The sequence below is a fragment of the Dinoroseobacter shibae DFL 12 = DSM 16493 genome, from assembly GCF_000018145.1.
GTDB lineage: Bacteria > Pseudomonadota > Alphaproteobacteria > Rhodobacterales > Rhodobacteraceae > Dinoroseobacter > Dinoroseobacter shibae.
On sequence record NC_009952.1, the window covers coordinates 1269135 to 1294230 of the forward strand.

Sequence of the window (25096 nt, forward strand, 5' to 3'; positions counted from 1 at the left end):
GCGGATGCGCAAGAAATCCGACCTGCCGACCAAGACGTGTGTTTCTTGCGGTTTGCCCTTCGCCTGGCGCAAGAAATGGGCGCGGGATTGGGAGGCCGTGAAATATTGCTCCGACCGCTGCCGCCGGGCCGGGGCCGCCCCGGTTTCAGGCAAGGCGCAATCCAAACCGTAACAAAGTTGCGCGAAGGCGCAGTTTGCCGGGTCATGGTCCTTTTTTCCGACCAATTTTGCGAAGTCTTGTTGCCTATCGGAAACTTTTTCCCTAATCCGTCCACCATCGCATACGACAGAATACAGGCCGCGCCCGGGTGCGGTCGGCCCCGACGAAGGAGTGACGGTATGAAACGGGTAGAGCGCGCAGGTCTGCAGGTGGCCCCCGAGCTTGTGGAGTTCCTCGAAACGCAGGCGCTGCCGGGCACGGGTGTGACCGCGGCGGCGTTCTGGGAGGGGTTGTCGGCGCTGGTCCATGAGGAAGGCCCGACCAACCGGGCGCTGCTGGCCAAGCGCACGGAGTTGCAGCGCAAGATCGATGCCTGGCATGTCGCGCGCAAGGGCCAGCCCCATGACGCGGCGGCCTATGCGGCGTTCTTGCGCGAAATCGGCTACCTTGTGCCGGAGCCTGAGGATTTCGAGATCGACACCGCCAACGTGGATCCGGAGATCGCGACCATTCCCGGCCCGCAGCTTGTCGTGCCGATCACCAATGCGCGCTATGCCCTGAACGCGGCGAATGCGCGCTGGGGGTCGCTCTATGACGCGCTTTACGGCACGGATGCCCTGGGCGATCTGCCGTCGGGCAAGGGGTTCGATCCCGAGCGCGGGGCGCGGGTGATGGCCTGGGCGCGGGATCACCTGGACCATGCGGCCCCGATTGCGGGCGTGTCCTGGGCGGATGTCACGCGGATCGACGTGGCCGATGGGGCGCTGGAGCTGGTGGCGGGCGATCTGCGCCCGCTGGTCGATCCGGCGCAATTCGCAGGCTACACCACGGGGCCTGCGGGCGATGTGACCTCGGTGCTGCTGCGCAAGAACGGGCTGCATCTGCGGGTGATGATCGACCCCACGAGCCGTATCGGCGCGGCGGATCCGGCGGGGATTTCCGACGTCATCATCGAGGCGGCGATCTCGGCCATCATGGATTGCGAGGACAGTGTCGCGGCGGTGGATGCAGAGGACAAGGTGCTGGCCTATGGCAACTGGCTGGGCCTGATGAAGGGCGACTTGTCGCAAGAGGTGACCAAGGGCGGCAAGAGCTTCACCCGGGCGTTGGCCCGGGACGTGGTGGCGACCGCGCCCAATGGCGACCGGTTGGTGCTGAAGGGTCGGGCGCTGATGCTGGTGCGCAATGTCGGGCACCTGATGACCAACCCGGCGATCCTGGATCGCGACGGGGCGGAGATCGGCGAGGGGCTGATGGATGCCATGGTCACCACGCTGATCGCCATGCACGATCTGGGCCGTGCGGGGGGCAACTCGGTCCACGGGTCGGTCTATGTGGTCAAGCCGAAGATGCACGGGCCCGAAGAGGTCGCCTTCACCGACCGGATCTTCACCCGGGTGGAGGCGGCGCTGGGGCTGCCGGCGAACACGGTCAAGATCGGGATCATGGACGAGGAGCGGCGCACGAGCGCGAACCTCAAGGCCTGCATCCATGCGGCCCGGTCGCGGGTGGCGTTCATCAACACGGGCTTCCTCGACCGCACGGGCGACGAGATCCACACTTCGATGGAGGCGGGGCCGGTCCTGCCCAAGGGCGAGATGAAGGGCACGGCCTGGATCGCGGCCTACGAGGATCGCAACGTGGATATCGGTCTGGCCTGCGGGCTCAAGGGTCGGGCGCAGATCGGCAAGGGCATGTGGGCGATGCCGGATTTGATGGCGGATATGCTGGAGGCCAAGATCGGGCACCCGATGTCGGGGGCGAACTGTGCCTGGGTGCCGTCGCCGACCGCGGCCACGCTGCACGCGACCCATTACCACAAGGTGGATGTGTTCGCGCGGCAGGACGAGATTGCCGCGGGCGGGGCGCGCGGGACGCTGGAGGACTTGCTGACCATTCCCTTGCTCGAAGGCCGCAGCCTGAGCGCGGCGGAGATTGCGGCGGAGGTCGAGAACAACGCGCAGGGCATTCTCGGCTATGTTGTGCGGTGGATCGACCAGGGGGTGGGCTGCTCCAAGGTGCCGGATATCCATGATGTGGGACTGATGGAGGACCGGGCGACCTGCCGGATCAGTTCGCAGGCGCTGGCCAACTGGCTGCATCACGGGATCGTCTCGGAAGAGCAGGTGATGGGGGCGCTGCGCAAGATGGCCGCGGTGGTCGATCAGCAGAACGCGGGCGATCCGGCTTACCGGCCCATGGCGCCCGGCTTCGACGGGATCGCGTTTGCGGCGGCCTGCGACCTGGTGTTCGCCGGGCGGGAGCAGCCTTCGGGCTATACCGAGCCGGTGCTGCATGCGCGGCGGCTGGAGCTGAAGGCCGCGCTGGTCGCGCCCGAGGCGCTCAGGGCCTGACAGACCGCCCTTCGACCCAGACGCAGGCCTTCGGGCCTGCGCCCATTTTGCGCGCGCCGCGCCTCAGCAGGAACAAACAGACCATGATCAGCATTCGCAAAGCCCGCACCATCATCAAGAGCGCCCTGGCCAAGGGCAAGGAGATGGAGCTCAAGCCCCTCAGCGTCGTCGTTCTGGACGCGGGCGGCCACCCGATCGCCTTCGAGCGGGAGGATGGTGCCAGCCCCGGCCGGTTCGAGATCGCGCGCGGCAAGGCTTATGGCGCGGTCATGCTGGGCCTGCCGGGCTCGGCGCAGATGGCGCGGGCGGAAAACCAGGCCTATTTCATGGGGGCGATGAACGGCGCGTTCGGCGGCAAGGTCGTGCCGGTGCCGGGCGGGGTCCTCGTGAAGAACCGCAAGGGCGAGGTGATCGGCGCCGTGGGCGTAACTGGCGACACCTCGGAGAATGATGCCGAGGCGGCCGTCGCGGGGATCGAGGCGGCGGGGCTCTTCGCTGACGCCTGAACGGGCTGTGCGGTGCGCGCGGCCCGGTTGTGCGCGCCTGTCCCTCGACCCGGTCACGCATCTGTCATATATGCGGGGCAGGTACATGTTTCTCGCAGGATCCAAATGTCGCGTCCGGTCGTCGGAATTATTGGCAACTCCTACCTGATCAATGACGAGTATCCGGCCCATGCCGGGGGCTCGATGAACTCCTGCGCGGTCAGCAAGGTGGCGGGCGCGATCCCGTTCATCGTGCCGACGGACCCGACGCTGGTGAGCGTGGACGAGCTTCTGGAGGTTTGCGACGGTTTCGTGCTGACCGGGGCGCGGGCCAATGTGCATCCCGAGGAATACGGGCATCAACCCACCGACAAGCATGGCGATTTCGACCGTGACCGTGACCGGATCACGCTGCCGCTGGTGCGGGCCTGTGTCGAGCGGGGCCAGCCGTTTCTCGGCATTTGCCGGGGGTTTCAGGAGGTCAACGTGGCCATGGGCGGCACGTTGCATCCGGAGATCCGCGAATTGCCGGGGCGGATCAATCACCGGATGCCGCCGGAGGGCACGCTGGAAGAGAAGTTCGAGATCCGCCAGACGGTGACGGTGTCGCCTGGTGGGCCGTTCGCGCGGGTGTTCGGCGCCACGCAGGTGCGCACCAACACCCTGCACGGCCAGGGGATCATGGACCCCGGCACGCGGGTGGTCATCGACGGGCATGCGGAGGACGGCACACCGGAGGCGATCTACATCGCCGATGCGCCGGGCTTCACCCTGTCGGTGCAGTGGCATCCGGAGTGGAACGCGGATCGGGACCCGGTGTCGCGACCGCTCTTCACGGCATTTGGCGAAGCGGTGCGGGCCTGGGCCGATGGGCGCCGCCCGGTGGCGGTGGCACGGTCCGCCTAGGTCACCTTGTTGCGGGTGCGGTAGGCGGGATCGTCCCAGAGCCGCCCCTCGATCACCTGTGCGAAGCGCTCGATGGCCGTGTCGATGTCGCCCGCATCCAGGTAGAGCGGCGTGAGGCCGAAGCGCAGGATGTCCGGCGCGCGAAAATCCCCGATAACCCCTTGGGCGATCAGCGCCTGCACCATGGCGTAGCCGTTCGGGTGGGCGAAGGCGATCTGGCTGCCGCGCCGCGCGGGGTCCATCGGGGTGAGGCGGCGCAGATCGGGGCAGACGGCCTCGAACCCCGTGGCCAGCCGGTCGGCCAGGACAATGGCGCGGGCATGCAGGGCCGCGATATCCACCCCGTCGAAGATGTCGAGCGCGGCGTCGAGCGCGGCCATTTGCAGAACCGGCGGGGTGCCGATGCGGAACCGGGCGCGTCCGGGGCCGGGGGCATAGTCCGGCGCGAAGTCGAAGGGCGCGGCGTGGCCGAGCCAGCCTGCGAGGATCGGGCGGGTGATTTCAGAATGATCGGGGCGGGCGTAGAAGAACGCGGGCGCCCCGGGCCCGCCATTGAGGTACTTGTAGGTGCAGCCCGCGGCGAAATCCGCGTTGCAGCGTGTCAGCGCCACGGGCAGGGCACCGGCGGAATGGGCGAGATCCCACAGGGTCAGCGCGCCGACCCCGTGGGCCTGGGCGGTAAGCGCGGCCATGTCGTGGCGCGCGCCGCTGCGGTAATCGACCTCGGTCAGCATCAGCACCGCCACCTCGTCGGTCAGGGCGGCGGGGATCTCGGTTGCGGGCAGGGCGCGCAGAACGTGACCTTGGCCGAGCGCGTCGATCAGGCCCTGGGCCATGTAGAGATCGGAGGGGAAGTTCCCGGCCTCGGTCAGGATCACCTTGCGCCCGGGCCGCAAAGAGAGCGCGGCGGCCAGGCCCTGGAACACGCGGATGGACAGCGTTTCGCCCACGGTCACCGTGCCGGGCGCCGCGCCGATCAGTGGCGCGATCCGGTCGCCGAGCCGGTCGGGCTGATCCATCCAGCCCGCCTCGTTCCAGCCGCGGATCAGCATCGCGCCCCATTCCGCCTGCATTGCCCGAGCCACAGCGGCCTCTGCCCTGCGCGGCAGGGGGCCGAGCGAGTTGCCGTCGAGATAGATCACGCCCTCGGGCAGATCGAATGCGTCGCGTCGCAGCATGGGTGTGTCCTCCTGCAGGGGGCTGTGGCGCGATGGGGCGGCAAATGCAACCGGGGCGCAGCTGTGCGAATTGGCGCTGGACTTGATATTCACAAAATGGAATGTTTTTCGGGAGGAGGAAACATCATGCCCAAATTGCCCCTGCTGCTGGCCTTTGCCACGGCGTCGGTCGCGTTTCCGGCGCTTGCGAGCGAGGATATTCCCGACCAGTACCCCCAGAGCCCGCTCTATTCCAAGCCGGTGGAGGTGATCCCCCATGTCTGGTCTGCCATCGGCGCGACCGCACCGCCGACCTATGAGAATGCAGGCCATAACAATAATCTGAGTTTCATCGTCACCGACGAGGGGGTTGTGGTGGTCAATGGCGGGGCTTCGGCGGAGCTGGCCGAGGCGCTGCATGCGGAGATCAGGGGGATCACCGATCAGCCCGTCTTGCTGGTGATCAACGAGAACGGGCAGGGGCACGCGATGCTCGGCAACTCCTACTGGCGCGACCAGGGGGTGGAGATCCTGGCCCATGCGGACGCCGCCGCCGAGTTCGAGGAATACGGCGCGCAGATCCTGGAGGGAATGATCCGCTATAACCGCGACCGGGCGGAGGGCACGCGCCTGGTCAGCCCGGACAGGACGTTCGAGGAGCGCGAGGTGATCGAGCTGGGCGGGGTGCGGATCGAGGTGCTGCATCTCGGCCCGGCGCATAGTCCGGGCGACGTGCAGGTCTGGCTGCCCGACTGGGAGATCGTGATCGCGGGCGACATCGCGTTTCACGAGCGGATGCCGCCCATTTTCGGCGACACCGTGACGGCGGAGTGGATCGAGACCTGGGAGACGGCCTTCGAGCCGCTGGGCGCCACGTATGTCATCCCGGGGCATGGGCATCCGACCAACATGGCGCAGGTGCGGCGGTATACCCATGACTACCTCGTCTACCTGCGCGGGCAGATCCGGGCGCATCTGGATGCGGGCGGGGACCTGGCGGGGGCCTATTACGTGGACCAGACGCCCTATGCTCATCTCGACACGTTCGAGGAACTGGCGACGCGGAACGCGGGCCGAGTCTTCGAGGAGATGGAGTGGGAATAGCCGCGGTGCAGGCGCGGGCGATGCGCGCCGGGCCGGGCTGCGGGGGCCCTGGAGGGCGGGGTGCGGCGTGACGCATCGGCCTTGGCTGCGCGCATCTTGACGCAGCACGCGGGGTGCAGGGGCGCGGATGGCGGCATCAATTCCGGCGGCGCGGCCCTCTGGTATCCTTGGGCGGGTCTGCTATCACCGCGGCAGGGGCACATGAGGGAGCGACCATGCTTGAGCGGTTGAAGGAACTCAGTCTGGAACAGGCGCTGGACATCCCGCCGCTGTGGCTGCTGATTTGCGTCCTGCTGGGCTGGGCGCAGGCGCGGTTCCTGCCGGTCGGGCCGCCAGGCGGGGCGATCACGGATCTTCTGGGCGGTCTTCTGGTAGGGGGCGGTATCCTGCTGATCCTGCTTGCGGTGCTGGAATTCCGCAAGCATTCCACCACGATAGTGCCCCACCTGACCCCCGATACCCTGATCACCGAGGGCATTTTCAGCCGGACGCGCAATCCGATCTACCTGGCGGATGTGCTGATCCTGACGGGGCTGCTGCTGCGTTGGGAGGCGTGGCTGTCGCTGCCGCTGGCGGCGGTTCTGGTGCTGGTGCTGGAACGCCGTTTCGTGCGGGCCGAGGAGCAGCGGGCGCTGGAGACCTTCGGTCCGGCCTTCGAGGCCTATTGCGCCCGCACCCGTCGGTGGCTGTGACCGGGGATGGGTATGTATACCGGCGTATGCATCTGCCGCTAGGGAAGCCATGGGTGATGCATAGGGGGGCGTCTTTGGATGGTGGCGCTATCACCCTGTTGCGGCCGCATAAATCCGTCTGTTAAGAGGCGGTTTGAACACTGGGCCCGGCTGGGCTGATAAGGGGAAAGGATATTACGTGAAGATCGGGGCACCGAAAGAAATCTTCCCTGGCGAGAACCGCGTTGCGATGACGCCGGACTCTGCGGTTCAGCTGCAGAAGCTTGGATACGAATGTGTGATCGAGACCGGCGCCGGTGCGGCGGCCGGGTTCTCGGACGAGGCGTACACCGCCCAGGGCGTGACCATCGCCAAGACCGGGGCGGCCTTGTTCAAGGAGGTGGACATCGTTGCCAAGGTGCGCCCGCCCTCGGAGGCCGAGGCCAAGCGTCTGCGCAAGGGGCAGTTGCTGATCAGCTTCTTCTATCCGGCGGCCAATGAGGCGCTGATGGAGCTGGCCAAGGACAAGGGCGCATCGGTCATCGCCATGGACATGGTGCCGCGGATCTCGCGCGCGCAGAAGATGGATGCGCTGTCCTCGATGGCGAACATCGCGGGCTACCGGGCCGTGATCGAGGCGGGCAACAATTTCGGACGGTTCTTCACGGGCCAGATCACCGCCGCCGGCAAGGTGCCCCCGGCCAAGGTGCTGGTCGTCGGTGCCGGTGTCGCGGGTCTGGCCGCGATCGGGACCTCGACGTCCCTCGGTGCGATCACCTACGCCTTCGACGTGCGGCCCGAAGTGGCCGAGCAGGTCGAATCGATGGGGGCGGAGTTCGTCTTCCTCGATTTCGAGGAAGAGCAGCAGGACGGGGCCGCCACGGGCGGCTATGCCTCCGTCTCCAGCCCGGAATTCGCCGCGGCACAGCTCGCCAAGTTCCGCGAGCTTGCGCCGGACATGGATATCGTGATCACCACCGCGCTGATCCCGAACCGCGAGGCGCCGGAGCTGTGGACCAAGGACATGGTCGAGGCGATGAAGCCCGGCTCGGTCATCGTGGATCTCGCCGCCGAACGCGGCGGCAACTGCAAGCTGACCGTCAAGGACGAGAAGATCGTCACCGATAACGGCGTGACCATCATCGGCTACACCGACTTTCCGAGCCGGATGGCCGCGCAATCCTCGACGCTCTATGCCACGAACATCCGCCATCTGATGACGGATCTGACCCCCGAGAAGGACGGTCAGACCAATCACAACATGGAGGACGACGTGATCCGCGGGGCGACGATCACCCATGCGGGCGAGATCACCTTCCCGCCGCCGCCGCCCAAGGTGGCGGCCATCGCGGCCAAGCCGAAGGAAAAGGTCAAGGAAAAGACCCCCGAAGAGATCCGCGCCGAAGAGGTCGCGGCCTTCAAGGCGCAGACCAAGCAGCAGGTGATCCTGCTGGGCGTCGGCGCGGCGCTGGTGCTGAGTGTCGGGCTGATCGCGCCGGCAAGCTTCATGCAGCATTTCATCGTCTTCATCCTGTCGGTCTTCATCGGCTTCCAGGTGATCTGGAACGTGGCGCATTCGCTGCACACGCCCCTGATGGCGGTGACCAACGCAATTTCGTCGATCATCATTCTCGGCGCGCTCATCCAGATCGGGTCCAGCTCGCTGCTGATCACCGTGCTCGCCGCGGCGGGCATCTTCATGGCCTCGGTGAATATCTTCGGCGGCTTCCTCGTGACACGGCGCATGCTCGCCATGTTCCAGAAATCCTAAGGAGCCCGGACTATGGAATTCGGATTTACGATTGCAGCCTACGCGGTTGCAGCAGTTCTCTTCATCCTGTCGCTCGGGGGCCTGAGCGGTCAGGAAAGCGCGAAACGCGCGGTGTGGTACGGCATTGTCGGAATGGCCATTGCGGTCGTGGCGACCATCATCGGGCCGGGACAGGGGCTTGCGGGCGCGTCCATCGTGCTGATCGCGCTCGGCGCTGCGGTGGGCTACCAGCTGGCCACCAAGGTGCAGATGACCCAGATGCCCGAGCTCGTGGCGATCATGCACTCGCTCGTGGGTCTCGCGGCGGTCTTCGTGGGCTTCAACGCCGACCTGATGATCAACGACATCGCGGCGCTCTACACCGAGGCGGGCCAGGTTCTGGGGGCTGTCGGGCCGGATGGCTACACCGCCATCGGCCTGCCCGTGGAGATCTATGACGGTCTGTCCTCCTTCGGGCAGCTCATCGCCAAGAAAACGGGCGTGGAAATCGGCATCCTGCGGGTCGAGCTGGTGCTCGGCATCTGGATCGGTGCCGTGACCTTCACCGGGTCGGTCATCGCCTATGGCAAGCTGGCGGGCAAGGTGAACACGGCGGCCAAGCAGCTGCCCGGCGGGCACATGCTGAACGCGGCGGCGGCCGTGGGGTCGGTCGTGCTGGCGGGGATGTACCTGGGCGGTGCGGGCAGCTGGACGTTGGTTCTGCTGACGCTGCTGGCGCTGTTCATCGGCTATCACCTGATCATGGGGATCGGCGGGGCGGACATGCCCGTGGTGGTCTCGATGCTGAACAGCTATTCCGGCTGGGCGGCGGCGGCGATCGGCTTCAGCCTCGGCAACGACCTGTTGATCGTGGTCGGTGCGCTGGTGGGCTCGTCGGGTGCGATCCTGTCCTACATCATGTGCAAGGCCATGAACCGGGCCTTTATCAGCGTGATCCTCGGCGGTTTCGGCGGCTCTTCGGGCCCGCAGATGGCGGTCGAGGGCGAGCAGATTGCCATCGATGCCGACGGTGTGGCCACGGCGCTGAACGAGGCCGACAGCATCATCATCATCCCGGGCTACGGCATGGCCGTCGCACAGGCCCAGCAGACGGTCGCGGAGCTGACCCGCAAGCTGCGCGCCAAGGGCAAGGAGGTGCGCTTCGCCATCCACCCGGTCGCCGGGCGTCTTCCGGGGCACATGAACGTGCTGCTGGCCGAGGCGAAGGTGCCTTATGATATCGTGCTGGAGATGGACGAGATCAACGAGGACTTCCCGGACACGGACGTGGCCATCGTGATCGGGTCGAACGACATCGTGAACCCGGCGGCACAAGAGGACCCCAACAGCCCCATTGCGGGGATGCCGGTTCTGGAGTGCTGGAAGGCCAAGCAGGTGTTCGTGTCCAAGCGCGGGCAGGGCACGGGGTATTCGGGGATCGAGAATCCGCTGTTCTACAAGGACAACACCCGGATGTTCTACGGCGATGCGAAGGCGAGCTTCGACAAGCTGCTTCCGCTGATCGACTGATCCAGGCGGACAGAGACCACCGAAAGGCCCGCCCCGTGCGGGCCTTTTGCGTTGCAGGGCGCGGCTGGCTTTCGTACCCCATCGCGCAATGCAGGCAGATGGGGGCGGGGTGAGATGTTTCTTGGGCTGGATATCGGAACATCGGCGGTCAAGGGGCTTGTGTGGGACGGGGCGCGGGTGCTGGGGGCTGCCTCGGCACCGCTGAAGGTGCAGGTGCCGGTACCGGGCGCGAGCGAGCAGGACCCCGAGGCGTGGTGGCGCGGGATCCTGGCGGTCTGCGCCGAGTTGTCCGCGCAGCCCGGCTGGGCGGAGGTGTCGGCCATCGGGCTGTCGGGGCAGATGCACGGGGCGGTGTGCCTTGGGCCCGATGGCGCGGTGCTGCGCCCGGCGATCCTGTGGAACGACAATCGGGCGGTGCGGGAGGCGGCGGAAATGGCCGCGCTGCCGGGCCTGGCCGCGCGGGTGGGTGTGCCGCCCATGCCGGGCTTTCCCGCGCCCAAGCTGGCGTGGCTTGCGCGGACCGAGCCGGAGCTGCATGCCGCCACGACGATGGTGATGCAGGCCAAGGACTGGGTGGGCATGCGGCTGCACGGGCGGGCGGTGACGGAGTATTCCGAGGCGGCGGGCACGCTCTGGCTCGACCAGGCGGCGCGGGACTGGGACCGGGAAGCCCTGGCATTCAGTGGCCTGGAGCGCGCGCAGATGCCCGCGCTCGGGGCCGGGACGGACCTCGCCGGGCCGCTGAGCGCGGCGGCGGCGGCCGCCCTGGGTCTCAAGCCCGGGGTGCCGGTGATCCGGGGGGGCGGCGATGCCATGGTCGGGGCGGCAGGGATCGGGGTGGTGGCCCCGGGACAGGCGATGATCTCGCTGGGGACCTCGGGGCAGTACCTGGTGGCGTCGGAGGCGCATCGGCCCAATCCCGCCGGGCTGGTCCACAGCTTTGCGCATTGTGTGCCGGGCGCTTACATCCAGATGGCGGCGATGCTGAACGGGGCAGCACCCATGGCATGGCTGGCGGGGGTGCTCGGTCGGTCCGTGCCGGACCTCCTCGCAGCGGCGGAGACGGCCGACCCGGCGCATGTGCCGCTCTTTCTGCCTTACCTGACCGGCGAGCGGACGCCCCATGGCGACCCGGAGGCGCGGGCGGGGTTCGAGGGGCTGAGCCATGGCTCCGGCCCGGGCGAGATGATGCGTGCCGTGGTCGACGCGATCGCCTACAGCTTTGCTGACGCGCAGGCGGTTCTGGGCGAGGCCGGGGTGCGGGCCGCGTCGCCCCTGGCCATCGGCGGCGGGGCGCGCAGCGACCTGGTGCTGCAGACGCTGGCGGATGTGCTGGAGGTGCCGGTGCAGCGCCCGGCCAGCGCGGATCTGGGCCCGGCGCTCGGGGCGGCGAAGCTGGCGGCGGTGGGCAGCGGGGCGATGCCTGCGGCGCGGCTGGCCGACCCGCCGGAGATCGGGGCGGTGTTCCACCCGCGCCCCTCCGCGCGTCACGGCGCGCGGCTGGCGCGGTACCGGGCGCTTTACTCCGAGCTCAGGGGGGTCTGCGCGCGCCCGTAGTAGAGCCCGACCACATGCTCGGCCTCGGCGAAGAAGAGCCAGCGGGCGACCAGCACCCCCGCGAAATGCAGCAGGACCGCGATGCCCACCATGAGGTGCTTGTCGTTCACCAGGATGATGAGCACCGGCAGGGCGATCATCAGGGCGAAGGCGATGGCCCGCAGTTTGAGCGCGTGCTTGCGCCCGACCTGAAAGACCATCTCGCGCATCAGGTAGTTGCCGCCCGTATGGGGCGGCTCGAACGCGCGAACCTCCTCGCCGATCCGTGTCGCGGTGGCGAGCGTCGTCGCGTTCTCGGCGAAGGCCTTGTCGCCCTGCAGCCAGGCCCAGAGCTGCACGGCTCCAGCGGCGATCAGCAGCCAGAGCGCGGGGTCCATCCGACCAGCGAGGAGCGCCCCGCCCGCGAGGCTGAGGAGCGCAAAGAGGATCGGGGTGCTCGGCTGGTTCCAGCGCGGCACGGTCTTCAGCTGGGTGTAGATCATCGCCGTGGCCAGCACCGTGGCGAGGCAGAGCGCGGCACCGAGCAGGCCGAGAAACGCGGGTTGGTAGCCGAGGAGCACCGCCGCCGCGCCGTGCAGGGCCATGATTGCGAGGGCGAGCACCGCCAGCACCGCCTCGCGGCTGAGCCAGCTTGTGCGCCACTGGCTGAAGGCGCGCCAAGCCCGTTGGGGATTGCCCAGGTGGAAGGTCGAGGCGATCAGCCCGCCGACGGTCAAGGCGAAGGCCAGCGCGTAATAGACCGCGCCGACCCCGCCGACCGCCTTGGGGATGCCGAGGCCAAGCCAGATCAGGAAGCCGAAGCCGATGCCGGAGAGCGAGGTGAAGAGGATGACGGAGCGGGCGGGATGCATGGGTCAGATCCGATCGAGGGTGCGGTCGAGCCAGCCGAGAAAGCCCTGCGGCTCGGTCGCGACGGGCTCGAGATAGGGGGCGAGCACGTCGAACTCGGGCACCTCGTCCCTGGGGCGCGGCGGCAGGTACTTGTTGACGGGTTTGGTGCCTTGCTCGGGCATCAGGTCCACACCGCCGCGCGCGGCCACGAGTTGGCTGACCTCGCTGTCGGGATCGCCCAGGTCGCCGAAATGGCGTGCGCCTGCGGGGCAAGTGCGCACGCAGGCCGGTTGGCGGTCTTCTTCGGGCAGGGCCTCGTTGTAGATCCGGTCGACGCAGAGGGTGCATTTCTTCATCACGCCGGCGGCCGCGTCCATTTCTCGGGCGCCGTAAGGGCAGGCCCAGGCACATAGGCCGCAGCCGATACACGCGTCCTCGTTCACCAGGACGATCCCGTCCTCGGCGCGTTTATAGCTGGCCCCGGTGGGACAGACGGTGACGCAGGGCGCGTCCTCGCAATGCAGGCAGGATTTCGGGAAATGCACGAGTTGCGCGGGGCCGGAGGCGGGGGTGACCTCGTAGCTGTGGACGCGGTTGAGAAAGCTGCCCGTGGGGTCGGCGCCGTAGGGGTCCTGATCGCTGAGCGGCGCGCCATAGGCCTGGTCGTTCCAGCCCTTGCAGGCGACGACGCAGGCGTGGCAGCCGACGCAGGTGTCGAGGTCGATGACGAGGCCGAGCTTTTTCTCGGTATGGCTGGGCAACGCGGTCATGGCGTACTCCTGGCCTGGCTTTGGGAGACGGGGGGCCAGCCCCCCGCACCCCCCGGGATATTTGCGGACTTGAGGGAATGTGTCATGCGGGGCCGTGGACCGGGGGGAAGCTGGGTGCGGCCTCGGCGCGCGCCGGAGCCTTGGCGATGTTGACGCGCAGGTCGAACCAGGCGGCCTGTCCTGTCACGGGGTCGGAGTTCGACCAGCGCATCCCGTCGGCGCGGGCGGGCAGAAGTTCGGAGATCAGGTGGTTGAGCAGGAAGCCCCTGGTCGCCTCCGGCGCGTCCGCGTCGAGGCCCCAGGCGCCCTTGCGCTTGCCGATGGCATTCCAGGTCCAGACGGTTTTCGGGTTGAGTGCGGCCATCAGGGCCACGGGGATGGTGATCTCCCCGTGGCGTGAGATGAGCGTGGCCCAGTCGCCGTCGGAAAACCCGTGTTCCTCCCAGACCGCGGAGGGCACGTAGAGCGGGTTGACCCCGTGGATCTGGCGCAGCCAGGCGTTTTGCGAGCCCCAGGAGTGGTACATCGCCATGGGCCGCTGGGTCAGGGCGTGAAGGGGGAATTCGTTCGCGCGGGCATCGGTGCTCTCGTACCAGATCGGGAGCGGCGAGAGCTTCTCGCGGATTTGCGCGCGCAAGTGGTCGGGCGGTTGGCGTTCGCCATGGCCCTCGGCGGCGAGCTGGAACCGGCGCAGGGGTTCGGACCAGAGGTTGAAGATGTAGGGTTGCGGCGCGTCGTAGAAGGCCATTTCGACCGCCCAGTCCTGGTAGGCGGTGTTCCACGGTTTGTAGTAGCGGGCCTCTTTGGGCACCTCGGCCTCCCAGAAGCCGCCATTGTCGATGTAGCGCTGGATCTGGTCAGGGTTCGGCGCGCCGCGGCCCGCCGCCTCGCCGGTGTCGCGAAAGCCCGCGAGCGGGCCGACGCCGGGGCGGCGTTCGTGCTTGACCATGTAATCGGCGTAATCGGCGTAAAGCGGCGCGCCCTCGGCATCGACGAAGCCGGGCAGACCCAGCCGTGCGCCGAGATCCACCAGCACCGACTGGAACCCGCGCACGTCGCGATCAGGCTCGACCACCGGCCAGCGGATCGCGTCGGCCACGGCGTCCGGCTCGCAGATCGGACGGTCGAGCAGCGAGATGCAGTCGTAGCGTTCGAGATAGGTGGTGTCCGGCAGGATCAGGTCGGCATAGGCGACCATCTCGGATTTGTAGGCATCGGCATAGATGATGCGCGGGATCTTGTAGGCGCCGGTCTCGTCGGTGTCGGTGAGCATCGCCATGGTCTCGGCGGTGTTCATGGAGGAGTTCCAGGCCATGTTGGCCATGTACATGAACAGGGTGTCGATCTTGTAGGGATCGCCTGCATGGGCGTTGGAGATCACCATGTGCATCAGCCCGTGGGCCGACATGGGGTTGTCCCAGGAGAACGCCTTGTCGATGCGGGCAGGCGCGCCCTCGGGGGTCAGGCACAGATCGTCCGGGCCGTGCACGAAGCCCAGATGCGGGCCATCGAGCGGTGCGCCGGGGGTGACCTTGCAATGGGGCTTGGGATGCGCCTCGGGCGGTTTGGGGTAGGGGGGCTTGAAGCGGAAGCCGCCGGGGACCTCCACCGTGCCCAGCAGGATCTGCAACAGGTGCAGCGCGCGGGCGGTCTGAAACCCGTTGGCATGGGCGGAGATGCCCCGCATGGCGTGCATCGAGACCGGGCGGCCTTGCATGGTCTGGTGCTTGTTGCCGCGGAAATCGGTCCAGGGGATATCGAGTTCGAAGGCCTCGTCGAAGGCGGTCCGGGCAAGCTCGGCGGCAAGCGTGCGGATGCGCGCGGCCGGGATGCCGCAGCGGTCGGCCACGGCCTCGGGCGCGTAATCATCGCTCAGGTACTTCTCGGCGATGTGCTGGATCACGGGGCGGTGCGATACGCCCGCGCGGCGATAGGAGCCCGCGAGATCGGGCTGCACACCCTGGGTGTCGAAAGGCACCGGCTTGCCCGTGGCGCGATCGAGGATCAGCAGCTTGTCCGCCTCGTCGCGCAGCAGGAGACCCTTTTCGGGGCTGGCGGGATCCTCGTTCACCAGGACAGGCGCGTTGGTGAAGGCCGCGAGGTAGTCGAGATCGATCCGGCCCGCGCGCAGCAGGCAGTGGATCAGCGACAGGATCAAGAGGCCGTCCGTGCCCGGTGTGATCCCGTACCAGTCATCGGCAATCGCGTTGTAGCCGGTGCGGATCGGATTGATGCCGACGACCTTGGCACCGCGGGCCTTCAGCTTGCCGAGGCCGATCTTGATCGGGTTGCTGTCATGGTCCTCGGCCACGCCGAAGAGCAGGAACATCCTGGTATGCTCCCAATCCGGCGCGCCGAATTCCCAGAAGGCCCCGCCCATGGTGTAGATGCCGGCCGCTGCCATGTTGACGGAGCAGAACCCGCCATGGGCGGCGTAGTTCGGGGTCCCGAAATTCTGCGCGAAGAAGCTCGTGAAGCTTTGGGACTGGTCGCGCCCGGTGAAGAAGGCGAGCTTCTCGGGTGCCGTCTCGCGCAAGGGCGCGAGCCAGTCGACCGCCAATTGCAGGGCCTCGTCCCAGGTGATCTCTTCGAACTGGCCCGAGCCGCGCGGGCCGACGCGCTTCATCGGCGCGCGCAGGCGCGAGGGCGCGGTGTGCTGCTTGATGCCTGCGGAGCCCTTGGCGCAAAGGACGCCCTTGTTCACAGGGTGGGCGCGATTGCCCTCGATATACGCGACCTTGCCGTCCTTGAGGTGAACGTTGATCCCGCAGCGGCAGGCGCACATGTAGCAGGTCGTTTGTCGCATCTCGTCGAAGCGCGGGGTCGGGATGTCTGGTGCGACACTGTCTTTCATGGGATCAATTTCCACACCAGACCCGCAGGGGGCAAGGCATCGTTTTCGAAAACCCGCATTTCGGAGGAATAATTGACCACCAGCTTGTGGTGGCCGTGGACGCGTTGGCGGACGCCTTCGGGCATGTCGGTGGTCTGGATGCCTGCGCGCGAGCAGAGATCGCGCAGGATGCGGCCCATGGCCTCCGGGTCCGGCCAGGCCGCGAGGTAGTGTTGCCGTCCGGTGCGGATCAGGACGGGGGCGCCTTCGGTGGTTTCCTCCAGGATCTCGGCGCGGGTCTCGACGGCCTCGATCCAGCGTTCGGCGGCCCCGCCGCGTTGCAGCGCGCGTTCGGCGCCGGGGGGCAGGGTTTCGACATGGGTCACGGTGGCGTCGAGCCCTTGCAGATTGGGGCCGAGCGGCAGGGCGATGGACATCTCCGGCGTCTTGGAACCCGCGCGCGGGCCGACCAGCACCTGCGCCTGGGTCGTTGCGAGATATGCGGTCATGTCGGCTGACAGGTGCAAAAGCCCGGGAACAAGGATCAGGTCATGGCCCGCCAGCCGTGCCGGGTCCGCGGGCAGGATGTCGACCGAGAGGCCGAGCTTGCGCAGCCCGCGATACATCGCAAAGCACAGGGCGAAATAGTCGAAATCCGCGCCCTGGGGCTGCACCTCCCACGCCCATTGGGAGGGGTAGTCGAACACGAGCGCCACGGGGGCGCGGCTCGGTGACACGTCGGGAAGCCGGGGGAGGTCTGCGGCCAGGGCCGCGGCCTCCTCCAGCCCTGGGGCCGGGCTGTCGTCGGGGCGCAGAAGGCCCGCATGCATCTGCTCCTGCGCGAAGGGGGCCTGGCGCCAGCGGAAAAAGCAGACCGCCTCGGCGCCGTGGGCGAAGGCTTCGTGGGACCACAGCCGCACCATGCCGGGCAGGGGGGCGGGGTTCCAGGGCGCCCAGTTCACCGGGCCGGGTTGCTGTTCCATGATCCACCAGCGGCCGTCCCGTCCGACCCCGCGATAGAGGTCGTGGTGGAAGGCCTGGAAATCCGGGTCGCCCTGGCGGAGATAGGCCGCCTTGTGATCGGCGGGTGCTTCGACCCGGTCGAGCAAAAAGCCCATCGGGTAGCTGTCCCAACTGGCGATATCGAGGTCCGCGCCCACCGCGTGGTGATCAAACTCGGTCACCCGGCCCATGTAGTTGTGGATCAGCGGTGCGTCCGTCAGGGGGCGCAGGGCCGCGACCTGCGCGCGGTTGAAGGCCACCACCATGTCCGATGCGTAGCGCCGGAAGGCCAGCGCATGGGCCGGGTTCGGCTCGGTCACGGTCAGGTTCGGCAGGTCGATCTGGTCGAAGCGGTCGTACGCCATAGACCAGAACACGTTTCCCCAGGCGCGGTTGAGCGCGTCGGTGGACTGATAACGTTGGGCGAGCCAGTCGCGAAACCCATGCCGGGCGGCGTCGGAATAGCTGAGCGTTGTGTCGTGGCAGCCGTATTCGTTGTCGATCTGCCAGGCCACGATGCGGGGGTCGCGGCCGTACCGCTCCCCCAGCAGGCGGGCGATGCGCGCGGCCTCGGCCCGGTAGCCGGGATGGCTGAAGCAGTAGTGCCGCCGGGAGCCGAACTTGCGCGGCTGGCCGCGGGCGTCCACGGCCAGCATGTCGGGGTGGCGGTCGAGCATCCAGCGCGGCGGTGTGGCGGTGGGGGTGCCCAGAACGACCTCCAGCCCGGCCTCGGCCAGAACGGAAATGGCACGGTCGAGCCAGTCGAACCGCAGATCGCCGGGGGAGGGTTCGAGCCGGGACCAGGCGAATTCCCCGATCCGGACGAGGGTGAGGCCCGCGTCCTTCATGCGTGCGGCGTCCCGCGGCCATTGGTCTTCGGGCCAATGCTCGGGGTAGTAGCAGACGCCCAGCTTGCGCGTCACAGGATCACCCGGGGTTCCGGCAGGCCGCGTGCGACCCCCTCGGCGGCAAAGACGCAGCCGTTTTCCGGAGCGGCGGCGATGTCGTCGGCGCTGAGCCCTTCGCGGGCGGTGGTGATGAAGAGCTGGTCAAGGTCTGGGCCGCCGAAGGCCGGGCAGGAGCTGTGCCGGCCGCCGCAGGCCAAGGCGCGCAGGAAGGTGCCGTCGGGGGCGTGGCAGGCGACGCGCCCGGCGCCCCATTGGGCGATCCAGAGGTTGCCTGCGGCATCGGTCACCGCCCCGTCCGGGTTCAGCCCTTCGGCGCGCAGATCGACCGCCACGGTTGCCGGGCCCGATGGCCAGCCATCGCCGTCCAGAGGCAGGCGCATCACCTGCCGCGTCGGGGTGTCGGCATAGTAGGCGCAGCTTTGGGCGGCATCGAAGCAGAGCGCGTTGGAGATGGTCACGTCCCGCACCACCCGCCGCAGCGTCCCATCGAAGAGGCGATAGATCGCTCCGGCGCCGGGCTCGGCCGATTTGCCCATGGTGCCGATCCAGAACCCGCCCCAGGGGTCCGCGCGCCCATCGTTGGAGCGGGTCTCGGGGCGGTCGGCTTCCAGCGGGGCGACAAAGCGGCTCTCGCCCTCCGCAAGGTCAAATGTGACAAGGGCGGTCTCTGACGCGATCAGGAGGGTGTCGTGATCGACCCAGCCTGCGGCCGAGACCATCTCGTCGAACTGCCATTCCAACGGTGTGTCGCCGTCGCGCGACAGCATCCGCTGCCCGGTGATGTCGAACCAGAAGAGCTGCTGCCGCTCCGGGTGCCAGAGCGGCCCTTCGCCCAGGGCGCAAGGGCGGTCGTCATAGAGCGTCGCGCTCACGGCACCGCCGCTCCGTAATAGCGCACGATGCTCAGCGCTTTGAGATAGACCTGCTCGTCCGTGTCGCCTGGCGCATAGAGCGAACTGCCCAGACCGAAGCCTTTGGCCCCCGCCGCAAGCCAGGTCGCGAAATCGCCGCCATCGATCCCGCCCACGGCGTAGATCTCCGTGCCCTCGGGCAGGACCGGGACCAGAGCTTTCAACAGCCCGATGCCCCCCACGGAGGCCGGGAAGAGCTTCAGCCCCGTCGCGCCCACCTGCAGGGCAGTGAAGCACTCCGTCGGGCTGAAGACGCCCGGAAAGCTCAGAAGGCCCGCGTCGCGGGTGGCGCGGATGACCTCCGGGTCGGTGTTGGGCGACACGATGATGCGCCCGCCCGCGGCCTGCACGTCGCGCACTTCGGATCGGCGCAGCACGGTGCCCGCCCCGATCAGCGCGCGGTCGCCCAAGGCACCGGCGAGGGCCGCGATGCTGTCGAGCGCATCGGGCGAGTTCAGCGGCACCTCGATCCGGTCGATGCCCGCGGCGACGAGGCGGCTGGCCACGGGGACGGCTTCAGGCGGCGTGATGCCCCGCAGGATGGCGATCAGGGGACGGCTCATGCGGTTTCCTTCAGGCTGTCATGGGCGACCTTGAGCCCTGCGCGCACCATATCGGCCCCATCGGCGATCTGGACGGGGACGGCTTGCTGGTCGAGGGCGTTCTTGTAGGGACCGGTCACCTTGGCGGCGCCCACGAGGGCCACCTGCTGGCCTAGCCAATAGGGCCGCGCCGCCACAAGCTCCGCCCCGATCAGCAGGCCGGAGAGCCGGGCGCGGGTCGCCTCGGGCGATGCGTTTTCCAGCAGGTCCGCGGCGCGCAGGCCGAACAGCCGCGCAGCCAGGCGTTCGGGTCGGGCCATGCCGTCCTTCAACCCGTCGGCGAAGGCCTCGGCGTCCCAGCCCGCCTCGGTCAGCGAATGGCGCAGGACCGAATGGCGGGCGAGGGTGAAGTAAAGCTCGCCGGTCATGAAGGTCTGGAAACTGACGACCTCGCCCGCGCTGACATGGGCCCATTTCGTATGGGTGCCCGGCAGGCAGACCACGCCATCCCAGCCCGGGTTGCGCGCGAGAAACCCGGCGACCTGGGTTTCCTCGCCGCGCATCACGTCGGCGGGACGGACCTGTTTCAGGCCCGGAACAATGTGGACCCGCAGGCGTGGATCGGTGGCGTGCGCCCGCACCGGGGCAGCCCCGAGCGGTGCGCAGGGGACGGCGGAATAGGGGGCCTCCTGCCAGCCCTGGCGCGAGCCGACCATGCCGCAGGCCAGAACATCCGTCGGCCCGTCGAGCCATCCTGCGATCAGCGCCAGGAGGGCGGCTTCGAAATCGGCCCGGCCCAGGGCGGACATGCCCGCATCCGACGCCGCCTCGGCCAGAACCCGATCCTGAGCCATGTGCCAGGCCCGCAAGTGCGAGGTGCCCCAGTCGACCGCGATCCAGGTATCGTTCGTCATCCCGTCACCACTACGCCGCCATCCACGACCATGCATTGCCCTGTCATCATCTTGCTTGCGCCGGAGGCCAGAAACAGGGTCGCCTCCACGATGTCCTCGGGCGCGAGATGCGTCTTGAGGCACTGGCGGTCGAGATGGGCGGCGAGATCCTCGGGCGTGGCCCACATCTCCAGTTGTTTCGGGGTCAGGACCCAGCCCGGGGCGAGGGCGTTGACGCGAATCCCGTCCGGGCCGAATTCGCGGGCGAGCGAGCGGGTCAGCCCGGTGATCCCGGCATTGGCGGCGGTATAGGCGGGGTAGCCTGCGTTGCCCATCATGTAGCTGATCGAGCTGAAATTGACGATCGCCCCGCCGCCGGCCTCGGCCATGCCGGGGGTGACGGCCTGGGCGGCGAAGAAATAAGCCTTGAGGTTGATCGCCTGCATCTGGTCCCAGAACTCCGGGGTGACTTCGGCGGTGCTGTGGCGCTTGTCGTTGGCGGCGTTGTTCACCAGCGCGGTGATAGGGCCGTGGGCCGCGGTGGCCTGGGCGATGGCGGCGCGCAGGGCGTCGGTATCGGTGATGTCGCCTTGCACGAAGAGCGGCGCGCGTCCGTGGGCCGCGCGCATCTTTGCCACGAAGGCGCTGGCGTCGGAACGGCCGATGAAGGCGACCTGCGCGCCCTGGGCGAGAAAGCCGTCGGTCAGGGCCGCACCGATGCCGGAGCCGCCGCCGGTTACGAAGACGGATGCGCCGTCGAGGTCGTGGAAGGTGGCGTTTCGGGGCGCGGGCATCAGTGGCTCTCTCGTGTGACGGGGCGGGTGTCCTTGCCCACCAGAAAATCCAGGTCGGCCCCGCGGTCCGCCTGCAAGACGTGATCGATGTAGAGCTTGGCATAGCCGCGGGTGTAGTGGGGCGGATCGGGTTGCCATGCGGCGCGGCGGGCCGCCAGTTCGGTGGCATCCACCAACAGGTCGAGCACGCCCTCGCGGGCCGAGACGCGGATGCGGTCGCCGGTCTTGACCAGCGCCAGCGGCCCGCCCGCCTGCGCCTCTGGTGCCACATGGAGGATCACCGTGCCATAGGCGGTGCCGGACATGCGCGCATCCGAGACCCGGATCATGTCACGCACGCCCTCGCGGACTAGTTTTGCCGGGATCGGCATGTTCCCGACCTCGGGCATGCCGGGGTACCCCTTGGGTCCGCAGCCTTTGAGCACGAGGATCGTGTCGGGTGTGATCGGCAGGTCGTCGCGGTCGATATTGGCCTTCATGTCCTCGATGTTCTCGAAGACGAAGGCCGGGCCTTCGTGCTCAAGCAGAGCGTCCGTGGCGGCCGACGGTTTCACGATGGCGCCATCGGGCGCAAGTGAGCCCCGGAGCACCCGCAGCCCGGCAGCAGGTTTCACAGGTGCGTCATAGGCATGGATGACGTCCCGGTTGAAGCACTCTGCCCCCTCGGTATAGGCGGCGATATCCTTGCCCAGCACCGTGGTGGCCGGGCGCAGGTGGTCGCGCAACTCCGACAGAACCACGGGCATCCCCCCGGCATAGGCGAAGTCTTCCATCAGGTATTTGCCCGATGGCATGCAGTTGACCAGCAAGGGGATCTCGCCTCCGATCTCGAAATCCTTGAGCGTCAGGTCGACACCGGCCCGGCCCGCAAGGGCGAGCAGGTGCATCACCGCGTTCGTGGACCCGCCCACGGCAGCGTTGGCGAGGATGGCGTTCTCGAAGGCGGGTTTGGTCAGGATCGCGCTGGGGCGCAGGTCTTCCTCGACCATCTCGACGATGCGCTTGCCCGTCAGATGCGCCAGCGCCATGCGGCGGGCGTCCACCGCCGGAAGGGCGGCGTTCAGGGGCAGGGACATGCCCATCGCTTCGACCAGGCTGGCCATGGTCGAGGCCGTGCCCATGGTCATGCAGACCCCGGCGGAGCGGGACATGCCGGCCTCGGCATTCATGAAATCCGCAAGCGTCATCTCGCCCGCGCGCACGGCTTCGGAGAATTTCCACACATCCGTTCCGGAGCCGATATCCTGCCCGCGATACTTGCCATTCAGCATCGGCCCCGCCGAGACCACGATGGAAGGCAGGTCCACCGAGGCCGCGCCCATGAGTTGCCCCGGCGTGGTCTTGTCACACCCGCCCAGCAGGACGACCCCGTCCATGCCGTAGGCGCGGATCGATTCCTCGACATCCATGGCCAGAAGGTTGCGAAACAGCATGGCCGTCGGCTTCATCTGGGTCTCGCCCAGGGACATTACGGGGAACTCAACCGGGAAGCCCCCGGCCTCCCATACCCCGCGCTTGACGCCTTCGGCGAGGGTGCGCAGGCCGTGGTTGCACGGGGTCAGTTCGGACCAGGTGTTGCAGATCCCGATCACGGGACGACCATCGAAGACATGGTCGGGAAAGCCCTGGTTTTTCATCCACGACCGGTGGATGAACCCGTCCTTGTCGAGCTTGCCATACCAGGCACGGTTGCGGCGATCGGTTGTCATGGGGCGGGCCTTGCGTCTTGAGTATTTGGGCAAAGATGAGGCATCAGGCGGCCTTGGCGGGGCGGGCCCAGGCCGGGATCCAGTCGCCATGGGCGTTGAGCAGGTCGGTGACCAGGCTGCGGATCTGGCGCAGGTCAAGCTCGGCGGCCGTGTGGGGGTCCATCATCGCGGCGTGATAGAGATGCGCTGGATTCTCGTCGATCAGCGCGCGGACCACAAGTTCCTGCACGTTGATCTGGCTGCGCATGAGTGCGACCAGTTGCGGCGGGATGTCGGCGACGGTGGTGGGCTGCACGCCGTTCGCATCCACGAGGCAGGGGGTTTCCACCGCGGCCCCCGGGGGCAGTTGCGGGGTCTGGCCGGTATTCGCCAAGTTGCCGTAGATCCGGTAGGGCGTATTGGTGACCACGGCGTTCATGATCTCGGCGGCAAACTCGTGGCTCTTGGGCACGTCGATCCGGGCGGCATTGGTCAGCGCCTCGGCCTGGGCGCGCCAGTCTGCGATCTGCTCGAGGCAGCGGGTGGGGTATTCGTCGAGCGGGATGGCGTAGGTTTCGATCAGATCCATGCGCCCGTTCTTGATGAACCAGGGGACGTATTCGGCCAGATGCTCGGAGCTTTCGGTGCAGAAATAGCCGAGGTGATTCATCACCTCGTACCGCACCTTGTTGGCGCAGCGCGGCATCAGCAGCGGCGGCTTGGGCAGGCGCCCCTCTGCGTATCCCACCCGCAGCGCCGGATAGAGGTCGCGGCCCCGGTGGGTCAGGTCGAGGAAAAAGGCCACGTGGTTGACCCCCGCGACCCGGTAGCGGATCTCATGTGGCGGCAGGTCGAGGTCATGGGCCAGTTCCTGCACGGTGTTTTGCACCGAGTGGCACAGGCCGACCTGGCGCAGGGTCGGGAACCGTTCGGCCAGCGCCCAGGTGTTGATCGCCATGGGGTTGACGTATTGCAGCAGCGTCGCGTCCGGGCAGAGCTGCGCCATATCCTCGGCCACGGCCCAGAGATGCGGGACCGTGCGCAGGCCGCGCATGATGCCGCCAACGCCGAGCGTGTCGCCGATGGTCTGGCGCAAGCCGTAGACCTTGGGGATCTCGAAATCCGTCACGGTGCAGGGCTGGTAGCCGCCGATCTGGAAGGCGGTGACCACGAAATCCGCCCCCTCTAGCGCAGCGCGCCGCTCTCCATGGGTGCTGATCGTGGCCCCGGTGCCCATGGTGGCGATCATGGCGCGGGCGACGGCGGCGCTTTCGGCCAGCCGGTCGGGGTCGATATCCATCAGGGCGAAATGGCCGTCGCGCAGGGCCTCGAAATGCAGGGCATCGCCGAGGATGTTCTTCATGAAAATGGTCGATCCTGCGCCGATGAACGCGATCCGGGTCATTTGACGGCTCCGAGTGTCAAACCTGCGATGAAGTGTTTCTGCATCAGGAAGAACATCATGACCGGGGGCAGGGCGGCAATGAGGCTGCCTGCGCTGAGCATGTTGTAGGCGATGCCGAACTGGGCGTTGAAGCTGGTGATCCCGGCCGTCACCGGCTGGGCGTTCGGGCCCTGGGTCAGAACCACGGCCCAGAAATAGTCGTTCCAGATGAAGGTGAAGATCAGCACCGAGAGCGCCGCGATGGCGGGCTTCATCAGGGGCAGCACCACGAACCAGAAGATCCGCCATTCGGCGACCCCTTCGACCCGGGCGGCCTCAATCAACTCATAGGGCAGGGCGCGGATGAAGTTGCGCATGAAAAGCGTGCAGAACCCGGTCTGGAACGCGATGTGGAAAAGCACCAGCCCGGTCTTGGTGTTGTAGAGCCCCATATCGACCGTGAGGTCGCGCACCGGCACCATCAGGATCTGGAACGGCACGAAGTTGCCCGCGATGAACATGAAGAAGATCAACAGGTTACCCCGGAAGCGGTAGATCCCAAGCGCAAAGCCCGTCATGCAGGACAGGGCCACGGCGCCGATCACCGTGGGAATGGTGATCATGAAGGAGTTGAGGATGTAGCGAGGCATCTCGCTGTCGGTGAAGACGCGGGCGTAATTCTCGAAGCCTGCGAATTCCGCAGGCCAGCCCCAGTAATTCCCGGCGGCGAAATCCCCGGCGGGCTTGACCGAGAAGATCGCCACGGCGATGAGCGGCAGAAGCCATAGGATCAGGGCCAGCGGGATCATCCCCTGATAGGTCAGCTGGGCGGCGCGGGGGGCTTTCTCGATCGGGCGGGGGAACAT

At 67.6% G+C, this 25096-nt stretch carries 21 protein-coding genes; 9 read left to right on the forward strand and 12 right to left on the reverse strand.

The window, feature by feature from the left end; translation table 11 throughout:
- Positions 1–4 precede the first annotated feature (4 nt).
- The 4 genes from DSHI_RS21680 to DSHI_RS06270 all read left to right on the forward strand — a co-directional run bounded on the left by DSHI_RS21680 (position 5) and on the right by DSHI_RS06270 (position 3905).
- Positions 5–172, forward strand: coding sequence for a DUF2256 domain-containing protein (locus DSHI_RS21680; RefSeq protein WP_012177898.1), 168 nt, complete (start codon positions 5–7; stop codon positions 170–172).
- 167 nt (positions 173–339) lie between these two features.
- Positions 340–2514, forward strand: coding sequence for a malate synthase G (locus DSHI_RS06260; protein ID WP_012177899.1), 2175 nt, complete (start codon positions 340–342; stop codon positions 2512–2514).
- Positions 2515–2597: 83 nt separating this feature from the next.
- Positions 2598–3020, forward strand: a complete 423-nt coding sequence (locus DSHI_RS06265) for a GlcG/HbpS family heme-binding protein (RefSeq protein WP_012177900.1) — start codon at positions 2598–2600, stop codon at positions 3018–3020.
- A 105-nt stretch (positions 3021–3125) separates the two neighbouring features.
- The gene (locus tag DSHI_RS06270) at positions 3126–3905 is read left to right on the forward strand and encodes a gamma-glutamyl-gamma-aminobutyrate hydrolase family protein (protein WP_012177901.1); all 780 of its coding nucleotides are present in this window, start codon (positions 3126–3128) and stop codon (positions 3903–3905) included.
- Here DSHI_RS06270 and kynU read toward each other — a convergent pair.
- Entirely contained in the window at positions 3902–5083 is a 1182-nt protein-coding gene (gene kynU / locus DSHI_RS06275) for a kynureninase (RefSeq protein WP_012177902.1), read from the reverse strand. The two genes, DSHI_RS06270 and kynU, sit on opposite strands and share 4 nt — an antisense overlap.
- Before the next feature lie 126 nt (positions 5084–5209).
- On the opposite strand from kynU, the gene DSHI_RS06280 reads away from it, so the two are divergent.
- From DSHI_RS06280 to xylB, 5 genes are all read left to right on the forward strand, one after another.
- Complete coding sequence (locus tag DSHI_RS06280) at positions 5210–6166, forward strand: MBL fold metallo-hydrolase (protein WP_012177903.1); 957 nt, start codon at positions 5210–5212, stop codon at positions 6164–6166.
- A 215-nt stretch (positions 6167–6381) separates the two neighbouring features.
- Positions 6382–6858, forward strand: a complete 477-nt coding sequence (locus tag DSHI_RS06285; RefSeq protein WP_012177904.1) for a methyltransferase family protein — start codon at positions 6382–6384, stop codon at positions 6856–6858.
- Positions 6859–7036: 178 nt separating this feature from the next.
- Positions 7037–8608 (forward strand): Re/Si-specific NAD(P)(+) transhydrogenase subunit alpha, encoded by a 1572-nt coding sequence (locus tag DSHI_RS06290; RefSeq protein WP_044027656.1) that lies wholly within the window; start codon positions 7037–7039, stop codon positions 8606–8608.
- A gap of 12 nt (positions 8609–8620) precedes the next feature.
- Positions 8621–10117: an NAD(P)(+) transhydrogenase (Re/Si-specific) subunit beta gene (locus DSHI_RS06295; RefSeq protein ID WP_012177906.1), complete on the forward strand. Its 1497-nt coding sequence runs from the start codon at positions 8621–8623 to the stop codon at positions 10115–10117.
- Between the two features lie 114 nt (positions 10118–10231).
- Positions 10232–11674, forward strand: coding sequence for a xylulokinase (gene xylB / locus DSHI_RS06300; RefSeq protein WP_012177907.1), 1443 nt, complete (start codon positions 10232–10234; stop codon positions 11672–11674).
- On the opposite strand, the gene DSHI_RS06305 is transcribed toward xylB, so the two are convergent.
- The 11 genes from DSHI_RS06305 to DSHI_RS06355 all read right to left on the reverse strand — a co-directional run bounded on the left by DSHI_RS06305 (position 11638) and on the right by DSHI_RS06355 (position 25096).
- Positions 11638–12525 carry a dimethyl sulfoxide reductase anchor subunit family protein gene (locus DSHI_RS06305; RefSeq protein ID WP_012177908.1) on the reverse strand — a complete coding sequence of 296 codons (888 nt, stop codon included), beginning with the start codon at positions 12523–12525 and terminating at the stop codon, positions 11638–11640. The two genes, xylB and DSHI_RS06305, sit on opposite strands and share 37 nt — an antisense overlap.
- A 3-nt stretch (positions 12526–12528) precedes the next feature.
- Positions 12529–13275 (reverse strand): 4Fe-4S dicluster domain-containing protein, encoded by a 747-nt coding sequence (locus DSHI_RS06310; protein ID WP_012177909.1) that lies wholly within the window; start codon positions 13273–13275, stop codon positions 12529–12531.
- An 82-nt stretch (positions 13276–13357) separates the two neighbouring features.
- A complete protein-coding gene (locus DSHI_RS06315; protein ID WP_044027657.1) occupies positions 13358–16129 on the reverse strand; it encodes a molybdopterin oxidoreductase family protein in 2772 nt (923 codons plus the stop codon).
- Complete coding sequence (locus tag DSHI_RS06320; RefSeq protein ID WP_012177911.1) at positions 16126–18033, reverse strand: beta-galactosidase; 1908 nt, start codon at positions 18031–18033, stop codon at positions 16126–16128. The genes DSHI_RS06315 and DSHI_RS06320 overlap by 4 nt, the downstream gene beginning before the upstream one ends.
- Positions 18030–18890 carry an SMP-30/gluconolactonase/LRE family protein gene (locus tag DSHI_RS06325; protein ID WP_012177912.1) on the reverse strand — a complete coding sequence of 287 codons (861 nt, stop codon included), beginning with the start codon at positions 18888–18890 and terminating at the stop codon, positions 18030–18032. The genes DSHI_RS06320 and DSHI_RS06325 overlap by 4 nt, the downstream gene beginning before the upstream one ends.
- Positions 18887–19492, reverse strand: a complete 606-nt coding sequence (locus tag DSHI_RS06330; protein ID WP_012177913.1) for a 2-dehydro-3-deoxy-6-phosphogalactonate aldolase — start codon at positions 19490–19492, stop codon at positions 18887–18889. Before DSHI_RS06330 ends, DSHI_RS06325 begins: the two co-directional genes overlap by 4 nt.
- Positions 19489–20385, reverse strand: a complete 897-nt coding sequence (locus DSHI_RS06335; protein WP_012177914.1) for a 2-dehydro-3-deoxygalactonokinase — start codon at positions 20383–20385, stop codon at positions 19489–19491. Before DSHI_RS06335 ends, DSHI_RS06330 begins: the two co-directional genes overlap by 4 nt.
- Entirely contained in the window at positions 20382–21158 is a 777-nt protein-coding gene (locus DSHI_RS06340; RefSeq protein WP_012177915.1) for an SDR family NAD(P)-dependent oxidoreductase, read from the reverse strand. Before DSHI_RS06340 ends, DSHI_RS06335 begins: the two co-directional genes overlap by 4 nt.
- Complete coding sequence (locus DSHI_RS06345; protein ID WP_012177916.1) at positions 21158–22867, reverse strand: IlvD/Edd family dehydratase; 1710 nt, start codon at positions 22865–22867, stop codon at positions 21158–21160. Before DSHI_RS06345 ends, DSHI_RS06340 begins: the two co-directional genes overlap by 1 nt.
- A gap of 43 nt (positions 22868–22910) precedes the next feature.
- A complete protein-coding gene (gene melA / locus DSHI_RS06350; protein ID WP_012177917.1) occupies positions 22911–24251 on the reverse strand; it encodes an alpha-glucosidase/alpha-galactosidase in 1341 nt (446 codons plus the stop codon).
- Positions 24248–25096 (reverse strand): carbohydrate ABC transporter permease, encoded by an 849-nt coding sequence (locus tag DSHI_RS06355; protein ID WP_012177918.1) that lies wholly within the window; start codon positions 25094–25096, stop codon positions 24248–24250. Before DSHI_RS06355 ends, melA begins: the two co-directional genes overlap by 4 nt.